Origin of the sequence: Paenibacillus sp. FSL M7-0134, from assembly GCF_038007865.1 — a bacterium.
In the GTDB taxonomy this organism is placed as follows: Bacteria; Bacillota; Bacilli; order Paenibacillales; family Paenibacillaceae; genus Paenibacillus; species Paenibacillus polymyxa_B.
The window spans coordinates 709,514-727,637 of record NZ_JBBOXV010000002.1; the positions used below are offsets into that span (position 1 = coordinate 709,514).

Consider the following 18,124-nt stretch of genomic DNA (forward strand, 5'->3'; position numbering starts at 1 on the left):
TATGAAAATAAAGATGGGAAAGGGTTGGTAAGCATATGGCACGTTTTGAAGGTGTATATGTGGCCTTAGTTACACCGTTCACGGCAGAGCTGGAGGTAGACCATAAGCGTCTGACCGAGCTGTGCGAGCATCTGATTGCAAGCGGCATTAGCGGACTGGTTCCTACGGGATCGCTGGGAGAATATGCGGCTTTGTCCCCGGAGGAACGGTCGCAGGTTGTGCACACCGTAATTGACGCTGCGGCAGGGCGTGTCCCGGTTGTTGTCGGCTCGGCGGCTCCGTCCACCAAACAGGCGGTGCATTGGATTCAGCATGCGAAGGATGCCGGGGCAGCGGGTGTCATGGCACTGCCGCCCATTAATTACAATCCACTGCCTCACGAAGTAACGGCCCATTATGAAGCATTGTCGGAGGTGGGCTTGCCGATCATTGCGTATAACAACCCCCATGATTACAAGGTTGACTTGACTCCAGATATTCTTGCGGACTTGTCGCGAATTGAAAATATCGTAGCAGTCAAGGAATTTTCCGGTGATGTACGGCGTATTCACGCTATTTTGGATCAGACAGAGCTGGAGGTCATGGTCGGAGTAGATAATCTGGCGATGGAGGGGGCATTATTCGGCGCGACAGGCTGGATTTCGGGGGTACCTAATGCGCTGCCCAAGGAAGGGGTAGAGCTGTTCCGACTTGCGCAGGCGGGAAATATGGCGGAAGCGTCCGCGTTGTATCGCAGGCTGCTGCCGCTGTTCCACTATGATGCCAGCCCGCAATTGGTACAGTCCATCAAATATATGATGGAGCTGGCTGGATTTCCGGTCGGTCCGACACGTCCGCCCAGACTTGCGCTGCCGCAGGCGGATTATGACCGCATTCGGGAAGCATTTGAGGTGGCGGTTCGTCCAAGCGAAGTTTCATCCTGAATGGAGGTGAAGACGATGGAGAGCCGAAATTGGATCGGCGGTGAGTGGCAGAACCCTTCAGGCGAGGAAATGGTGGTTCACAATCCTTCGGCCTTGAAGGAGGAGGTCGGAGTCGTCCATTTTTCAGAAACGGGCGATATTACACAGGCCGGGGATGCGGCACGGCTGGCTCAGGCGGGTTGGGCCGCGTTAAGTCCCGCAGCACGGGGAGTTTATCTGTTCAAAGCAGCCGGGTTACTAGAGGCAGCATTACCTGAATTGGCTGAGCTGGCTAGCCGTGAGATGGGCAAGCCGATTACCGAGATGCGCGGAGAGGTCATGCGAGGTGTCCATCTGCTCCGATACTACGCGGCAGAGGGCGTACGATCCATCGGTACAGTCATTCCTTCGAATGAGCCGGGGGTGCTCCAATACACGAAGCGCATTCCGCTGGGTGTAACGGCAGTCATTACGCCGTGGAATTTTCCGGTAGCTATTCCGCTATGGAAAATCGCCCCTGCACTCTTGTGCGGAAACACGGTCATCTGGAAGCCTGCCGAACATGCTTCATTAACTGCAGTGCGGGTCGCCGAGCTATTCGAGGCGGTGCAGCTTCCGCCCGGCGTACTGAACTTAGTCATTGGGCAAGGTAACCGTATTGGCGATGCCTTACTGGAGCATCCGGTACTGGATGCGGTCAGCTTCACGGGTTCTACTGCTACAGGTTTGGGCATTGCCGAGCGATGCGCGCGCCGTAACATGAAGTACCAGACCGAGATGGGCGGTAAAAATGCCGCCATTGTGCTGAAGGACGCGGATGTAGCACAGGCGGTGGCGATGATTGTTAGCGGAGCTTTCCGTTCAGCCGGGCAAAAATGCACGGCCACCAGCCGGGTGATTGTGGAACAGTCTGTCTATGAGACGTTCACGGAAGCCTTACGCCAAGCGGTGGAAAAAATACAGATCGCTCCGGCGCTTGACCCCAATGCGTATCTTGGACCTGTGGCATCGGCAGGTCAGTATGAGAAGGTCATGTCCTATGTATCACTCGCCCGCCGGGAAGCCGATATTTTAGCCGAAGGTGGAGCCGCCGCCGGGACGGATAACGGATATTATGTGCGTCCGATGGTGGCGACTGGACTTGATTCGTCCCATCCATTGATTCAGGAGGAGATTTTTGGACCTGTGATGGGGGTAATGCAGGCGGACGACTTCGAGGATGCGATTCGACTGTGCAATGATTCTATTTATGGATTAAGTGCCTCTCTATTCACCCGCGATTTGCGGTTGGCTCACCGGTTTCTGGATGAGGCGAACGCCGGTATGGTCCGGGTTAATCAGGAGACGGCTGGTGTCGAATACCAGGCTCCGTTCGGCGGTCTGAAGCAATCCAGTTCACATACCCGGGAACAGGGCCAGGCGGCGCTGGATTTTTATTCAGCGATTAAAACCTGCGCGATCAGCTATGAGTAAGCGGGCGACGGGACGAAGTGAGACGGTTGAGAGCGCATCAGGTCATTTGCTCGTATGTCGCTGTGAAGAAGTGAGTATCGCACAGATGGAGCAGGCCTGCCGCATGGGCGTGGACACCGTGCGCCAGCTTAAAATGGCTACGCGGGTGACGATGGGGGCATGTCAGGGCAGGGTATGCCGACAATTGGTGGAGTCATGGTTTTACAATCAGGTTCCTGCTGCCCGCCGGGAGGCGGAGCTGTTGTCACAGAGGCCTCCCGTACGTCCCGTAACGTTCGGGCAGCTGGCAGAGGGAGGTTCCTTATGAGCCGCATGCGTATTGTAAATCACCCTATTTTGGGACCAAAGCCGGAACGGCGGCAGGTATCTTTTATTTTTGACGGTCGTCCTATGCAGGGATTGGCCGGAGAGCCATTGGCAGCAGCACTGCTGGCCAGCGGTGTCCGTCTGCTGAGAAGGCATGAGGAATCCGGTACGGCCAGAGGTGTATACTGCGCCATTGGGCATTGTAACGAGTGCCGCCTGACGGTCCATCCGTTCGGTACCGTCCGTTCCTGCCTGACCAAGCTGGAGGAAGGTATGGTGGTGGAAACTGGCCGGCAGCTTTCGAATGAAATCACAGGGAGAATTGTGACATGAATGAAATGGCGCATCTCATCGTCATTGGGGCAGGTCCCGCTGGATTGTCCGCAGCGGTATCGGCTGCTGAGCAAGGATTGCCAGTCACGGTACTGGATGAGTTTACAGAGCCGGGTGGACGTATGCCCGGGCAATATCATGAGGAAGGCAGTCAAGGCTGGTGGGTTGGAAAACACGTTTCGGATGAGCTGATTACCCGTTGCAGGGAACTTGGGGTGGACATTCGCTGCGGCGTTTCCGTACATGGTATGGAATATACAACGACGTGGGAAATTTCCACTTCCTGTGGATTGTTCACTGCGGATTACGTATTGCTGGCGACTGGAGCTGCTGAAATTCCCGTTCCGCTGGATGGCTGGACGCTGCCCGGCGTGATGTCCATCGGGGCCGCGCAGGTGATGACCAACGTTCATTACGTTAAGCCAGGAGAGCGAGGCATCATAGTGGGCATGAACGTATTGTCTATGGCGATTGCCCGCGAGCTGTCTGTCGCCGGGGTGAAGGTGGCGGCGATTACACTGCCGTGCGCTAATCCGCTGGCTGGTGCGGCGGCAGATCCGACAGCCTCCGCGAAGCTGCTGCTTCAGCTGTCGGGGCTGGCCCCTGCCGCCTGGATGCGTGCAGGCGGCAGGCTCGCAGCTGCGATGCGGATGGAGAAACTCATCGCGTGCTGCTATCCCCACAGAGGCTTCCGTCTGTGGGATATCCCGATCCGGTTGCGGACAGCAGTGCTGTCCGTCAACGGGCAGGACCGGGTCGAATCTGTGACCCTGATCCACGTTAAACCGGACGGCTCGCCTATTCCCGGCAGCGAGCGCGTCGAACCCGCCGACTTCGTGGCGTTGAGCGGCGGCTTGTACCCGCTCGCCGAGCTGGCGGCGGTAGCCGGATGCAAGTTCGTGTACAGCCCTGAGCTAGGCGGGCATGTTCCACTGCATGGTGAGCGAATGGAAACCTCGCTCAAAGGGCTGTACGTTGCCGGCAATATTACCGGCATCGAAAGCGGGCTGGTCGCGATGGCCCAAGGTCGATTAGCCGCCGCTTCCATGCTCCATGCCGCTGGACTCGGCGGAGCAGGCGGGGAACAGCGGGTGCAGGAGGCGATCTGTGAGGTCCATTTTGCACGCAAGCATGCGCTGATTCAGTTTCATCCCGGCATTACAGAGGCGAGAACGCAGCTGTACCAGCAGTGGGGGCAAACCTCTGGCAGCGGCGCGTAACGGCTCATTGTGTTTGATATGCATGTTTTTATCCCAAATTCGCCTTAAAGGAGGAACGGAAAGTGACTCTTAAAGCAAAAGCCCATATGAAAGCAAGGCCGTTCGCACTGAATGAGGTGGTATTGGCTGAAGGTCCCTTCAAACAGGCGATGGAGCTGAACCGATCTTATCTGTTGGAGCTTCAACCAGACCGCCTGCTGGCGCGTTTTCGGGAATATGCCGGACTTACGCCCAAAGCACCTCAGTATGAAGGCTGGGAAGCGATGACTATTTCCGGTCATACACTGGGACATTACTTGTCCGCTTGCTCCATGATGTATGCTTCAACGGGCGATGAGCGTTTTAAAGAAATTGCACATTACATTACGGATGAACTAGCCGTTTGTCAGGCGGCGCATGGTGACGGATATGTATCCGGTATTCCAGGGGGGAAGGAACTTTTTGAAGAGGTGTCTGCTGGAAATATTCGCTCGAAGGGCTTTGACCTGAACGGTGCCTGGGCACCCTTGTATACACTGCACAAGTTATTCGCTGGCCTGCGGGATGCGCACCATTTGACAGGCTGTGATAAGGCATTAGATGTAGAGCGCAAGCTGGCGGACTGGCTCGAAGGAATTATGAAGCCGATGAGCGATGAGCAGCTCCAGCAGATGATGTTTTGCGAATATGGAGGCATGAATGAGGTATTGGCCGATTTGTATGCGGATACCGGGGAAGAGCGCTACTTGTGGCTGGCTGAATGCTTCTGGCACAAGCTGGTGCTGGACCCGCTTAGCTCGCAGGAAGACTGTTTGCAGGGCATTCACGCCAATACACAGATTCCGAAGCTGATCGGGCTTGCCAAGGAATATGAGCTGACCAATGATACGAAACGCCGGGCAACGGTGGAGTTTTTTTGGGAGCGGGTGGTGGATCATCATTCGTATGTCATTGGCGGGAATAGCTTTGGAGAATATTTTGGCGCGCCAGATGGCTTGAATGATCGCATCGGGCCTCATACGACGGAGACGTGCAATACCTATAACATGCTTAAGCTGACCAATCATCTGTTTCAATGGAATGCTTCCGCCAAGGAAGCGGACTTTTATGAGCGAGGTCTATTCAATCATATTTTGGCTTCGCAGGACCCGGTTCACGGGGGCGTAACGTATTTTCTGTCGCTGGCGATGGGCGGGCACAAGCATTTTGAAAGCAAATTTGACGATTTTACGTGCTGTGTCGGCACAGGAATGGAAAACCATGCGAGCTACGGCAGCGGCATTTATTTTCACGATCACGATAAGCTATATGTCAATCAGTTCATTGCCTCCACGCTGGAATGGAAGGACACAGGCGTTACGCTAAAACAAAATACTTCCTATCCAGATACAGATCATACGACGCTGGAGATTCAATGCGATCAACCTGCCTCATTTATGCTACTCATCCGCTATCCATATTGGGCTGAACAAGGAATTACCATTCGTGTAAATGGCAAGGAGCAATCGGTTGTATCGGAACCGGGCAGCTTTGTCTCTATCGCCAGAACGTGGATTGACGGTGACGTTGTAGAGGTGACGATTCCGATGTCGCTGAGACTGGAGCAGATGCCAGATAACCCGGATCGGGCGGCTATCATGTATGGACCGTTGGTGCTGGCAGGCGACCTTGGACCCTTAGAAGATCATAAAGCCAAGGATTTCCTGTACACACCGGTATTCATCCCCCAAACGGAAAAGCTGGATGCCTGGATACAGCCCGTGGAAGACAAGACCAATACGTTTCGTACCTTGAATGCAGGGCATCCCCGGGATGTGGAATTGTCTCCTCTGTATAAAATGCATGACCGTACGTATTCCGTATACTGGGACATTTTTACCAAGGAAGCGTGGCAGGAGGCGGAACAGGAATATACAGCGGCACGCGAAAAGCTGGCGATTCTGGAGCAGTGCACGATTGATTTTGCCCAACCCGGAGAAATGCAGCCGGAGCGAGATCATAACTTCCAGGGAGATGCTTCGACTCGCACCGGATATGTGAATAACCGACCTTACCGGAATGCGGGAATTGATGGCTGGTTTTCTTTTGATCTGAATACAGATCCGTCTGCTCCGATGCTGTTGGTCATTACCTACACAGCTACGCTGGAAATGCCTAACTGTGGTTTTGATATTTTGATTAACGGTCATCTGCTTGAGCATTTTAGTGAAGGTTTTGATGAGGCCGATAAGTTTTACAACGTTAATGCCGCTATTCCGGCTGCATATCTGGAGGGGAAGGATCAAGCGACAGTGACCTTCAAGGCCAAGCCGGGACAGCGTATTCGCAGATTGTTTGGGCTGAGGATGGTCAACAAGGACGTGTATGAGCAACTCTATCAAGCTGGAAGTTCAGGTATACATGAATGATCTTTGAAATGTTTCGTGAGAGAAAAGTAACGTTTGATTTTTAGTCCGGTATGATTTATGATGTAAGAAATATTGGATGATGCTGGAATAATCCATATGGTGGTATGATCTGATATATTCATAGTTTTATTGCGCGTGAAGCACACGGGCTGTTTCTTCCTTCATAGGGGAGAGGCAGCCCTTTTTTGTTGATATTTTGCGGAAATATAACTTTTTTAAAGAGTCAGTTCTATGATTTAGGGGGAGGGATTGCTCAATAGAGTCTATTTTTTGGAATACTTTATATTAGAAGCTTTTCTTATAGATTTTGTAATAGGGAAACTCTATAATATATAAGTTGTATCCAGTATTTTCCGAAAGTGGGGATGCGATAAGTTTATGAGATTAGAGATGATATACATAGTTTAAAGTTTAAGCTGACAAAGGGGATAGAGAGATGAGTATGAAAAAATGGATGTTGAGTTTGACCGCAGTCACGTTGCTATGGGGGGCGACAAGTACGATTCCAACGACGGAGGCAGCAAGCAGCACCAAACCGATTGAAGTTTTGTTAAACGCGAAAAAAATACAGTTTCCAGATGCCAAACCTTTTCAGGATAGTAACGATTATGTGATGGTTCCGATTCGTTTTGTATCCGAAGCGCTAGGGGCTAAGGTGGGCTGGGAGAAAACAAGCGGTCAATTGGCTGTATCGATTAAAAATGATGCACATGCCGTTAACATGACAGTGGGTCAAAATACCGCTACCGTGGATGGACAGACCAAAACGTATGAGACAAAGATTATTTTGAAGCAAAACCGTACTTTTGTGCCGCTGCGGTTGGTAAGTGAGGGTCTGGGGCAAACGGTGGAGTGGGATAAGATCAGCCGCTGGGTCTGGATTGGGAAGAAGGAAATTGCTGCGCTGGAGGATACAGGGCATCAGGCGGTAAGTATCGAGCCGTATAAAAAGGCGTTCGGCACAATGCCTGGTCTTCTAAACAATGTTGTTGGTCAGCCGTATGACAAAGTGGTGATCTTTAAACTGTCCGACTTGCCTATTAAGTTGTTGCGCGATATTTATTCAGTCGAGCCTTATACGAGTCCAAAGGGAGTTCCATACCTGAAAGTGCGGGCCAAAACAAAATCTACGGCAGGCAGCCTTTTTTACTTGACTAAAAACAAGGATGTGCGCCTTCGCCCTGCACTAGATGAATTGACGCAAGACAATGGAGACGGTACAAAGATGCTCTATTACAAAATATATTCGTATGCTGACGCTAACCTTTATGGCAACAAGGATTATAAAACTTTTAAGCTGCAAGACATTGAGTACATTGGTTTTGATCTTGCATCGAGAGACTACATCCCAATAATGGTTAACCCGTGGAAAGGTAATTAAGAAATGGGGAAAACTGAACGCATTCTGGCCGTATTGCTGGTGGGGGTACTGCTTTTGTTGCAGCTCCCGCCTTTTTCTTTCCCTATCGATAAGGCGGCAGCCGATACAGAAATTACTCCGCTGTCCTACTATGCAGACAAGAATAATCGTTACTTTGTCGGTATGATGTATTTCGATATGTGGAAGAATATCGCAGGGACGTGGGTCACAAACGGTGGTAAACAGCCTGGAAAAGGGATGCATGGTGAGGCTACTTTTACTTACAAATTTAGTTTCCCGGGTAGAAAAATAAAAAGTGTTGAAGCATCACTTTATAAACCTAATGATGAGAACAACAAACTAAACCCTGACTATATCAAATATTTTGAGAAATCTCGTTCTGATAGCTATGAAGAATACGTACGTTACATAAGTAAAGGCACAGTGAAGGACGATATTCGTTCCTACCAAATACAGGGGGTTGGAACGGACTCCACCATTATTCCGATTACAGTAAACATGATGCTTAATGCGGAAGTCATAGCCAAAGATATTAAGGAAGAGAGCTGCCCGAACTGTGCCAAAGAAGTTGAAGCCTGGCGTATCTACCAGCCCATCCTGTTCAAGATCGAACTGGAGAGCAGTCTAATCGTCAAGCATTTTACCACTGATGGTAAATCGCTTAACAACGTATTTACACCAATAGAAGATGAATTAAAAGCTGATCAACCGTATGATTTTACCCCGCCAACCAACCCGAAATATGAGTATGTGGGTTATAAGAAAAGCACGACCGGTAAACCGCCAAGCGGAGATATTTTACCGGGAATTGTACCCGGATTTACCTATGACGGTTCTTTTGAGCAGTTTACCGCTTATTTGTATTACAAAGAAGCTCAGGGCTGTCCTAAGCCTGGAGAAAGCCAAGAGGGAGCACCCTCAGATTGCCAAGATAATGAACAACCAACAAAAGGTGTTGTCTGCTCCCGCCCCGTTCCAGGTCTGCGCTTGGAAACTGCCGAACTGGACCCGACAGTATCTGCCGTTATCAAAGCGGACCAGCGTGGTTGGGAACGATTTGACGTATCCAAAGGTATTCCTACATCTGAAAGCCTATACGGTCATGTGCAAGCGAAGAGATACCTTTTTCAACATAAGTTTGTGAACATGACAGGCCAGTGTACATATACAGTGAACGTAAAACGGGAATATCGGTTGACCTGGCGGCCTAAGAAAAAATCTCGGCGGAGTGAGACCGTGAAGCGAACCTATACTTACCAAATCGTCCGTCCATACTCATATTGGACGATAGATAATTTGGAGGTGTACGGCATTAAGGAGGCTATGCTCCGAAATTATGCGTTACCTAATGAAACAATCACTTTGCGTCCGCAATCCTATACACCCCCTTCCTATATTGCAGCGACTCAGGGCAATTTTTATCCGTCCCCTGCACCCGGGACAGTGGATGGCGGTAGCCGTAGCAAAAACGGTGGCAGCAGCAAGCCGAGTGTACCTGATGACCGTAGTGCACTGAAATCCAAGGCAGAGGGGGCTGTTAAGGAAATCGAAGTGGAAAACGACACTCTAACCTTTGAAAACAAGATCATTATGAATCCGGAGCGCGTTAAGGTGAATGGCCCTAGGCCAGGCGTTATACCCTCTTCCGGAGCGATTGGGCCGGATGTGCTGTACAGTCCGGGTCATGTGATTGATAAGTATAAGATAAATAAGTCCAATACGCCCAGCAGCGGTGACATCACTTACGCTATTCTCAAAGGAAATATCAATGGAGGTGCGGATAAAACGTTTCCGATACAGGGAATTAATACGGTGACTGTTCACACTCCCGTAGTGAATCTGTCTAAAGTGTCGGACGATGCTGCTCATAACCAGAAAACCCAACCTACGAAAGGACGATCCGCGCTTATTTTGGAGCGCCCTTTCCGGGTGACGATCTCGACAGCAGGCCCACATTTAAATATTCCTGGCTATGGTGATCGGGAGTATGCCAAATATGTACGAACCAAGCAGGTGCGATTTCCGTTCGATGTCTACGACAAAGGGAAGACACAATTTTATCCGCGGGGTACCTGGATCGACATTCCGGTGCAGCAGCTCGACACAGACTTTTATTTGCCCGTATGGGTGGATGAAGGCAACTATACAGTTGAGTTCCGTACCATTGCCGAAAATGCACCGGACGGGTTCACCGAACAACGCCATGCCAACACGGATATCGCCCATCATGTTGCCAATGATGTGGTGAATATTGAGGTCATCGGACGGATGTACGATTTTCATATCACGGATATTGCCGATTACCATTGGGAGCGGGTGTTTCGGCAGCGAAAAGGAAGCTCGACGCATAGTGGCCTGTCCTATTGGACGGGGCTTGGCAATATTGACGGGTTGCCTAGAGGGAACCCGGAGCCATTCACCTTGCCTGTTCGTCCCGGCAGTCACCCATATGAAGGTTATGCAAATGTGGCGGTCAAGACAGGCTATCATTTCAAGTTTGACCTCAAAACCAAAGGCAATATGTTTAGCGCCAAGGACGGTATTCGCATCACGCCATCGTTCTATTGGGTGAGCAAAGATGGGCGACAGCGGGAAGAGGTGGATCTGTATACACATTCCGGCAGTCGAAAATTTATCCGTTTGGGATCGGCGGAGGACCGGGAAAAGCGATATGTTATTTTGAATGAACGGCTACGCAATGTGCCGATGGAGGAAATGCAGGACACGTCAGCCTACCAATACAAGCATGAGCTGAGTGAAGCACAGCAAAGCCAGTTGACACTGGAACGTTATGTCTCCCTGTATGCCCACCGTATTGCACGCAGCAAGACCTGGATTGGACGTTACGACTGGCTGGTACTGCCTGCGGCTGTGCGTACCTTGATTGGTCCGAAGACAGACCTGCCAGATGGGGTCAACGTGGATCGCGCTAATGCGTCGATTCAGCGCTGGTATGGTGAATATAGCCTGCCTGCTGATGTGTACGCAGTCACCAAAGGCACGGATTTGCGCGAGGTCAGTCGCCGTCAGGAGCTAAACGAGCATACAGATATATTCAAGAAAACGGGCTTTATCGTCGTCCGCTTTAATGTGGAGTCACTGCGTCAGGGGGACACCGAGCATCCGCATTTACAGTATATAAATGGTCCGCTATTGAACCAGTGGCAACTGGAGGGTTACCGCCGAGAGATAAAAGACCCGTACGGGCATACCTTTCATTTACAGGATGGGGATGTAGTATTTTATCATGCGGATCAGTCCAGTCGGGACGATTTCAGTTCATTTGTCCCTCACTAGCTTGCAGTAATCAAGACGAATCCTAATCCATAACTAGCGCGAAAAATACGAAAACGGACAATGGAACAATCCACTGTCCGTTTTTTTTATGCCTAAGTTTTTCATACGTTATAATAGACCGATATATCTGGGCTTTTTTTACGGAGAACAAAGGAACGGCTAAACAAAGGAATGATTGAATTGAAGGAGTGATCATGGTGGATGAAAAGGATTGTTTAATGTTGTGCTACATTGCAGAAGAACAGAGCATGAAACGTGCCGCCGAACGTCTATATATTACACAGCCTGCCTTGACCTACCGTCTGAACCAATTGGAAAAGGAGTTCGCTGTACCTCTCATTGTACGCGGGAACAGAGGAACGAAGCTGACCATGGAAGGGGAGCGACTGGTGGAGTATGCCAAACGGAATTTGAGGGAACTGACCGAATTAAAAGAAGCTGTCATTCACCTGAGAGGGGAAGTAAAAGGTACGCTGCGCTTGGGGATTTCAAGCTATTACGGACATTATCGGCTACCGCCGATTCTTAAAAGCTTTAAAGATATTTATCCTGACGTGCAATTTTCAGTCACCTGCGGACTCAGTGCGGAAATCTATGAGATGCTGCGCGGGGATGAAATTCATCTGGGTGTTATCCGCAATGATTACCCTTGGTCTGAGGGAAAGCATCTTCTTCATGAGGAGCATATCTGCGTGATCTCCAAAGAAGCTGTAGAGCTTGAGCAATTGCCGGAGCTTCCAATGATTCGTTATAAGGACCCGGGGAAGCCGCAACTTTCCGGTCATATGTATTCCTCGTTCAACGAATCGGTACAGGCATGGTGGAGTGAGAGAATAGGCCGTGCACCACGAGTTTCTATGGAGGTGGATAGCTACGAAACCTGCAAGGAAATGGTTCGGCACGGACTGGGATATTCAATCGTACCCGAAATATTTATCTCTCCCAAGGATGAACTGTATGCATTTAATTTGATTCGTAAAAATGGAGATTCTGTCCTGCGTAGAACATGGATGTTGTATAAAAATAAATCCAGCCGTCCTATGGCAGTGGAAAGATTTGTAGAATGGATGCTCCAGTCTTGAGGCTGTAAATACATTGAATATACGTAATTAATGGTGAAAAATAGCGTATATCAAGGACAAACATGTCATATATAAAATAATTTTAAGGATAAAGCCAAAAAATATTAAATTTACTTCACTGGTCTTCGCTTATACAATGTTGAATATTGGTTGTATAATTATTCGTTATTGCGAATGAAAGGCGGTATTCCATTGATGGATTTAACAACGAACGGACATAATGGCAGAACGTCATCCCATGAAGAGATTTTGAAGGCTGTAGATGCAAAGGATCATGAGTTGCGGGGGCTTGCCCGAACAATACATACCCATCCTGAATTGAGCTTTCATGAATATCAGGCTCAGGGATGGCTCACGAGTACACTGGAGCAAGCTGGTTTTGCTGTGGAAAAGGGGATTGCAGGACTGGAAACCTCCTTCCGCGCCGAATGGGAAGGGAAGCCCGGCGGACCGACAATTGCTTTGCTGGCAGAGTATGACGCACTTCCGGTGATCGGACATGCCTGCGGTCACAATCTGATCTGTACCGCATCGGTCGGAGCAGCCATAGCCCTAAAAGAAGCGATACCGGACCTACCCGGACGTATTGTGGTATTGGGCACACCCGCCGAGGAGGAGGGCGGCGGCAAAATCATGATGTGCGAGCATGGTGTGTTCGACGGCGTGGACGCCGTGATGATGGTGCATCCACAGAATAAAACGATGGTTTTACGCGGGGGACTGGCCTGCGTGGACGCCACCTTCACGTTTCATGGCAAGCAGGCTCATGCTGCATCCTCCCCGGAGAAAGGCATTAGCGCGCTGGATGCTATGATCAATGCCTTTGTGGCGATTAATTCGGTTCGCCAGTTCGTTACCAGCGACGTACGTATCCACGGCATTATTACCAAAGGCGGGGATGCTCCCAATGTCGTGCCGGAGCTGTGCGAGGCTGTGTTTATTTTACGGGCGCAAACCGTCGTCGGTCTGGCTGAGGTGAGGGACAAGGTGTATCGTGCTGTTCGTGCGGCGGCAGAAGGTATGGGCGCGACGGTGGATATTGTCGAGGGGCTTATTTATGCGGAGCGCAATACCAACAAGAAGCTGGCGGCTTTGTTCCAGAGCAAGTTGGAGCAGCTGGGTTTGGAGGTTCACGAGCCGCCTGCGCAGGGAGGGATCGGCTCGTCGGATATCGGCAATGTCAGCCAGATTACTGCAGCGATTCATCCTTATATCCGATTGGGTGACGCGTCCACGCACACGCCGGAATTCGCCCGGCTTGCAGGAGCAGAGGAAGGCATGATTGAAATGAATTATGCCGCCAAAGCGCTGGCGCTGACCGCTTATGATCTGGTAACCGATCCGGTGGCTTTGAGAGAGGTACGGACTGAATTTGAACAATGGCAAGCGTTGAGAAACGGGGGAGCATCCGAATGAGTAGCAACACGACCGTACCGAGCGGTCCGAAGAAATGGCTGAAAATGCCGCACACCTTTGTCATTCTTATTTTTCTGACCTTAGTGGCTGGAATATTGACTTATGTCGTTCCCGCTGGAGAGTTTGAACGGGTTAAAAATGAAACGACCGGCAAAACGCTGCTCGTTCCCGGTTCGTACGCTCATGTCGATCCGAATCCGGTTACGCTGTGGGACATCCCAAAATCCATCGTATCCGGTCTAGTCGATTCGGCTGATGTTGTCTTTTTCATTCTAATCATTGGCGGTGTCTTTCAGATTATTACTTCCTCGGGCACAATTGAGGCGGTGACCGGAAGAGTTGCGAGGTCTTTTTCCAACAAGGGGTTATGGGTCATTCCCGTGTTTATCACCTTGTTTTCCGTAGGTGGTTTTACCATGGGAATGTCCACTGAGGTGATGGTATTCGTGCCGATTGGTATTGCCATCGCCCGGGCGTTGAAATTTGATGCGTTGACGGGTACAGCCATGATTTCGCTGGGAGCCTCCTGCGGGTTTACCGCCGGGCTGCTGAACCCGTTTAATGTCGGATTGGCACAGGCGATTGCGCAAATTCCTATTTTTTCAGGGCTGTGGCTTCGTGCCATCCTGTTGGTCATCCTGATCGTTATTACGAGCTTATATATTATGCGTTATGCCAGTAAAGTGAAGAAAAGCCCGGAAAGCAGCCTCGTTTACGAATTGGAAAAGAGCGCTGAAGACAAGCCGGTGGATCTATCCAATCTGCCTTCCATACAGCTTAAGCATATCCTGATCATTTTGACCGTTATAGTAAGCTTCGCGATGTTAATCTGGGGAGTGTCCAAAAAAGATTGGTGGATGGAGGAACTGGCTGCCCTGTTTCTTTCGATGGGAGTCATTTCCGGCTTTTGTGCAGGCTACGGGCCAAGTCGCATTGCGACAGAGTTTGCCAAAGGGGCCAAAGATATCACCTATGGTGCCCTGATCATTGGTTTTGCACGTTCCATCGTCGTCGTGCTGGATCACGGCAATGTGATTGATTCAATCGTTAACAGCCTTGCGATCATGGTGGGACATCTGCCGGAATCCGTGCAAGTGCTGGGTATGTATGTGTTCCAAAATGTCATGAATGTATTTATTACCTCCGGTTCGGGGATGGCAGCGACGACGATGCCCATTATGGTGCCGCTGTCCGATCTGTTGGGTATTACACGGCAGACCACAGTCCTTGCATTCCAGTTGGGAGATGGATTTTCGAATATGATTTTGCCTACTTCCTCTGCCTTAATGGGGAGTTTGGCGGTGTCGGGTATTCCATATCAGAAATGGGTTCGCTTCTTTTGGCCGTTACTGGCCGCCTGGTTCGTACTGGGTGCAGTATTCGTGGTTGTAGCTCAAATTATTGGGTATCACTAAAATATAAAAGGAAAATTAGATATATATTGAGTCCTCAGTATGCCGTTAACAGGCTTGGTGAGGGCTGTTTTATTTGGAATGAGTAAACAACACGGTTTTGTGTAGAGAAATCCTCGGATATTTAAACGCGTTTGGGGGAACGGCAAAACTATAATAATAGGGAATTTAATTTATGTAAGCGCAATCATTTCAGGTATTTGCTTGTCATCACAATACATTCGAGGAGGACGACCTGGATGGCTCAAGGGAAAGGCGCATGGCGAAAGGGAAGCTTGACCGCCGCGTTGGCAGCGATGCTGGCGATGACGGGGACGACTGGAGGAGTGGCTGCGGAAGACTTGTCCGAACCGACGCTGCAGGCGGAATCAGCAATCGCAGTTGTACAGAACCGTAGCGGCAGCATTCAGCTGGAAAAGCTGGATCGCGGACTGGTAGCTGCGGTAACGCAGGAGGGGGTATTTTTAAGCTGGCGGTTATTGGCTCAAGAAGTGAACGGTTACGGTTCAACGGGGCTGACAGGAGCGGACTTTAACGTATATCGTGACGGTAAGAAGATCGCGACAGTGACCGACAGTACCAACTATGTGGATAAGGAAGGGAATGGGAAATCGGTATACAGAGTAGCTTCAGTCGTTAATGGGCGGGAAAAGGATCGTAGCGCCAAAGTGAAGCCATGGCAGCAGGGTTACTATGAACTTCCTCTCCAAAAGCCTGCCGATGGCGTAACACCAGCAGGTGAATCCTATACTTATTCGGCCAATGATATGAGTGTGGGAGATGTGGATGGAGATGGGCAATATGAATTTTTTGTAAAATGGGACCCGTCGAACTCCAAAGATGTATCTCAGAAGGGGTATACCGGAAATACGTATGTCGATGCGTATACGGCCGAAGGCAAGCTGTTGTATCGGATTGACCTGGGCGTGAATATTCGATCAGGTGCGCATTATACACAGATGATGGTGTACGATTTTGACGGCGATGGTAAAGCCGAGCTGATGTTCAAAACGGCTCCAGGGACCAAAACGATTTCTTTTGATAAGAAGGGCAAGCCGAAAAAAGAAAAATATATTACTCTGCCACGTGAGGATCGCAAAGCAGGGATTACACATGAGGACGATTACCGTTTGAGTCGCTCGGATTATTATGAGCATGTGGTGAACATGTTTATGAACTGGACGAAGCATGAAGAAGTGGTCAAGGGACAATGGCCTGCTACGCTGGAGGAATGCTTTGGTATCGCTCCGAAGTACAATTATCCGTTATCCCGAAAGGATGCGGAAAGCCTGACAGACTACTTTATGGACGTATACGCACCTTCACGGAGCGACAAAAACAAGCTTAGAGAGTTCGAGGGCTTCATCGTCGATGGACCGGAGTATTTGACGATTTTCAAAGGGAAAACGGGAGCTGAGCTGGATACCATCCGCTATGAGCCGGAGCGTCATGACGATGGCCTCATGTGGGGAGACTACGCCATGGCCCGAATTGAACCCGCCAATCGTGTAGACCGCTTCCTGGCAGGTGTGGCTTACTTGGACGGACGCAAGCCGTACGCCGTATTCGCACGCGGCTATTATACGCGTTCCACTTTGGCCACCTACACATGGGATGGTCGCCATCTCCAAAAACATTGGATGGTGGACAGTGGCTGGACACCGATGACCAATCCATTTAACGATAGTCCGCACGGGCGTGATGGAACGGACCCGAAATTTGGCACCTTGACCACACAGGGAGCGCATTCTTTGAGCGTGGTGGATGTGGACGGTGACGGCAAGGACGAAATCGTATACGGTTCCGCCACGATTGACCATGATGGCAGCCTGTTGTACAGCTCATTTGATGTCATGCCTCCTGAAAGCGCAACTCCAGGTCAAACCGCCAGATTGGGACATGGCGATGCGCTGCATGTGACCGATATTGACCCGGATCGCCCCGGCAAAGAAATCTTTATGGTACATGAAGGTGGCACCTACGCTCCATATGGCTATTCTTTGCGGGATGCCAAAACGGGTGAAATCATTTACGGCGCATATTCCGGCAAGGATACAGGTCGGGGAATGGTCGGTGACATAGATCCGGATCAGCGAGGTCTGGAGACGTGGGCCATAGGCCTGTGGACCGCAGCGGGTAAACAGCTGGATACGAAGATGCCAGGTACCAATATGAGTATCAAATGGGCAGCTGATATGACCACACAAATCGTAAACGGTGCAATTGATGTAACCCCAACCATTGAGGATTGGAAACGAGGTACATTGATGACCGCCACTGGAACCAAAACGAACAACTATACGAAAGGAACTCCATCGCTGGTAGCCGACATTTTCGGAGATTGGCGGGAGGAAATGCTCGTCCGCACAGCGGATAGCTCAGCAATCCGTATCTATCTGAGCACAGAGCCTACGACGCATAAATTGTACACGTTGATGCATGATCCGCAATATCGCACGGATGTGGCGCGTCAAAATACCGGGTATAACCAACCTTCCTATACGAGCTTTTACTTTGCGTCCGATATGGATTGGGCGAATGTACCGATTCCCAAGCTCTACACGCCAAAAGCCTTGATGGAGGAAGAGAGCAGTGATGAGGTGGATGAGGCAAAGACAGCGGAGGTAGATGAAAAAGAAGTCGATGAAACGAAAATCGATGGGGCGGAAATAGATGCGAAGGAAATAGAGGGAGAGCCAGTAGTTCCAGTAGTTCCAGCAGAGGATTTATAAACCAATAGCTGAAGACTAAGATCTATTTCGGCGTATAAATTAGTTAATGGATTTAGAAAAAGGCAAGCCTCTGGATGATTTAGGGGTTTGCCTCTTTGCTTTCTTAGAGCTTTCACAGTAGAGGTAGCTCTATCCAAGGTCTGTATTGATGGTTAGAAAAGCCGTAATAGTGAGGGAAACGCT

12 protein-coding genes are annotated in these 18,124 nt (G+C 50.1%); all 12 read left to right on the forward strand.

From position 1 onward, the window contains the following. Nucleotides 1–35 precede the first annotated feature (35 nt). On the forward strand, nt 36–923 hold the full coding sequence (locus tag NSQ58_RS18950) for a dihydrodipicolinate synthase family protein (RefSeq protein ID WP_028543234.1): 888 nt from the start codon (nt 36–38) through the stop codon (nt 921–923). A gap of 15 nt (nt 924–938) precedes the next feature. After that, a complete protein-coding gene (locus tag NSQ58_RS18955) occupies nt 939–2,375 on the forward strand; it encodes an aldehyde dehydrogenase family protein (RefSeq protein ID WP_341058013.1) in 1,437 nt (478 codons plus the stop codon). Then, nucleotides 2,368–2,682 carry a (2Fe-2S)-binding protein gene (locus NSQ58_RS18960; RefSeq protein WP_068938458.1) on the forward strand — a complete coding sequence of 105 codons (315 nt, stop codon included), beginning with the start codon at nt 2,368–2,370 and terminating at the stop codon, nt 2,680–2,682. The genes NSQ58_RS18955 and NSQ58_RS18960 overlap by 8 nt, the downstream gene beginning before the upstream one ends. Further along, entirely contained in the window at nt 2,679–3,014 is a 336-nt protein-coding gene (locus NSQ58_RS18965; protein WP_023987257.1) for a (2Fe-2S)-binding protein, read from the forward strand. The genes NSQ58_RS18960 and NSQ58_RS18965 overlap by 4 nt, the downstream gene beginning before the upstream one ends. Further along, nucleotides 3,011–4,234, forward strand: a complete 1,224-nt coding sequence (locus NSQ58_RS18970) for an NAD(P)/FAD-dependent oxidoreductase (protein WP_081327416.1) — start codon at nt 3,011–3,013, stop codon at nt 4,232–4,234. Before NSQ58_RS18965 ends, NSQ58_RS18970 begins: the two co-directional genes overlap by 4 nt. Before the next feature lie 86 nt (nt 4,235–4,320). Then, nucleotides 4,321–6,621 (forward strand): glycoside hydrolase family 127 protein, encoded by a 2,301-nt coding sequence (locus NSQ58_RS18975; RefSeq protein WP_341058547.1) that lies wholly within the window; start codon nt 4,321–4,323, stop codon nt 6,619–6,621. Between the two features lie 436 nt (nt 6,622–7,057). Beyond that, nucleotides 7,058–8,002 carry a copper amine oxidase N-terminal domain-containing protein gene (locus NSQ58_RS18980; protein WP_341058015.1) on the forward strand — a complete coding sequence of 315 codons (945 nt, stop codon included), beginning with the start codon at nt 7,058–7,060 and terminating at the stop codon, nt 8,000–8,002. Between the two features lie 3 nt (nt 8,003–8,005). Then, complete coding sequence (locus NSQ58_RS18985) at nt 8,006–11,299, forward strand: DUF5704 domain-containing protein (protein ID WP_341058017.1); 3,294 nt, start codon at nt 8,006–8,008, stop codon at nt 11,297–11,299. 194 nt (nt 11,300–11,493) lie between these two features. After that, nucleotides 11,494–12,381 carry a LysR family transcriptional regulator gene (locus NSQ58_RS18990; protein ID WP_341058018.1) on the forward strand — a complete coding sequence of 296 codons (888 nt, stop codon included), beginning with the start codon at nt 11,494–11,496 and terminating at the stop codon, nt 12,379–12,381. 195 nt (nt 12,382–12,576) lie between these two features. Beyond that, a complete protein-coding gene (locus tag NSQ58_RS18995) occupies nt 12,577–13,797 on the forward strand; it encodes a M20 family metallopeptidase (protein WP_068938461.1) in 1,221 nt (406 codons plus the stop codon). Then, nucleotides 13,794–15,212: a YfcC family protein gene (locus NSQ58_RS19000; protein ID WP_023987264.1), complete on the forward strand. Its 1,419-nt coding sequence runs from the start codon at nt 13,794–13,796 to the stop codon at nt 15,210–15,212. Before NSQ58_RS18995 ends, NSQ58_RS19000 begins: the two co-directional genes overlap by 4 nt. Before the next feature lie 236 nt (nt 15,213–15,448). Next, a complete protein-coding gene (locus NSQ58_RS19005; protein ID WP_341058021.1) occupies nt 15,449–17,941 on the forward strand; it encodes a rhamnogalacturonan lyase in 2,493 nt (830 codons plus the stop codon). Nucleotides 17,942–18,124 lie beyond the last annotated feature (183 nt).

Coding starts and splice junctions, on each gene's coding strand:
- NSQ58_RS18990 (WP_341058018.1), top strand. CDS start 11,494: ATGGTGGATGAAAAGGATTGTTTAATGTTGTGCTACATTGCAGAAGAA.
- NSQ58_RS18985 (WP_341058017.1), top strand. CDS start 8,006: ATGGGGAAAACTGAACGCATTCTGGCCGTATTGCTGGTGGGGGTACTG.
- NSQ58_RS18980 (WP_341058015.1), top strand. CDS start 7,058: ATGAGTATGAAAAAATGGATGTTGAGTTTGACCGCAGTCACGTTGCTA.
- NSQ58_RS18965 (WP_023987257.1), top strand. CDS start 2,679: ATGAGCCGCATGCGTATTGTAAATCACCCTATTTTGGGACCAAAGCCG.
- NSQ58_RS18970 (WP_081327416.1), top strand. CDS start 3,011: ATGAATGAAATGGCGCATCTCATCGTCATTGGGGCAGGTCCCGCTGGA.
- NSQ58_RS18975 (WP_341058547.1), top strand. CDS start 4,321: ATGAAAGCAAGGCCGTTCGCACTGAATGAGGTGGTATTGGCTGAAGGT.
- NSQ58_RS18995 (WP_068938461.1), top strand. CDS start 12,577: ATGGATTTAACAACGAACGGACATAATGGCAGAACGTCATCCCATGAA.
- NSQ58_RS19000 (WP_023987264.1), top strand. CDS start 13,794: ATGAGTAGCAACACGACCGTACCGAGCGGTCCGAAGAAATGGCTGAAA.
- NSQ58_RS19005 (WP_341058021.1), top strand. CDS start 15,449: ATGGCTCAAGGGAAAGGCGCATGGCGAAAGGGAAGCTTGACCGCCGCG.
- NSQ58_RS18955 (WP_341058013.1), top strand. CDS start 939: ATGGAGAGCCGAAATTGGATCGGCGGTGAGTGGCAGAACCCTTCAGGC.
- NSQ58_RS18950 (WP_028543234.1), top strand. CDS start 36: ATGGCACGTTTTGAAGGTGTATATGTGGCCTTAGTTACACCGTTCACG.
- NSQ58_RS18960 (WP_068938458.1), top strand. CDS start 2,368: ATGAGTAAGCGGGCGACGGGACGAAGTGAGACGGTTGAGAGCGCATCA.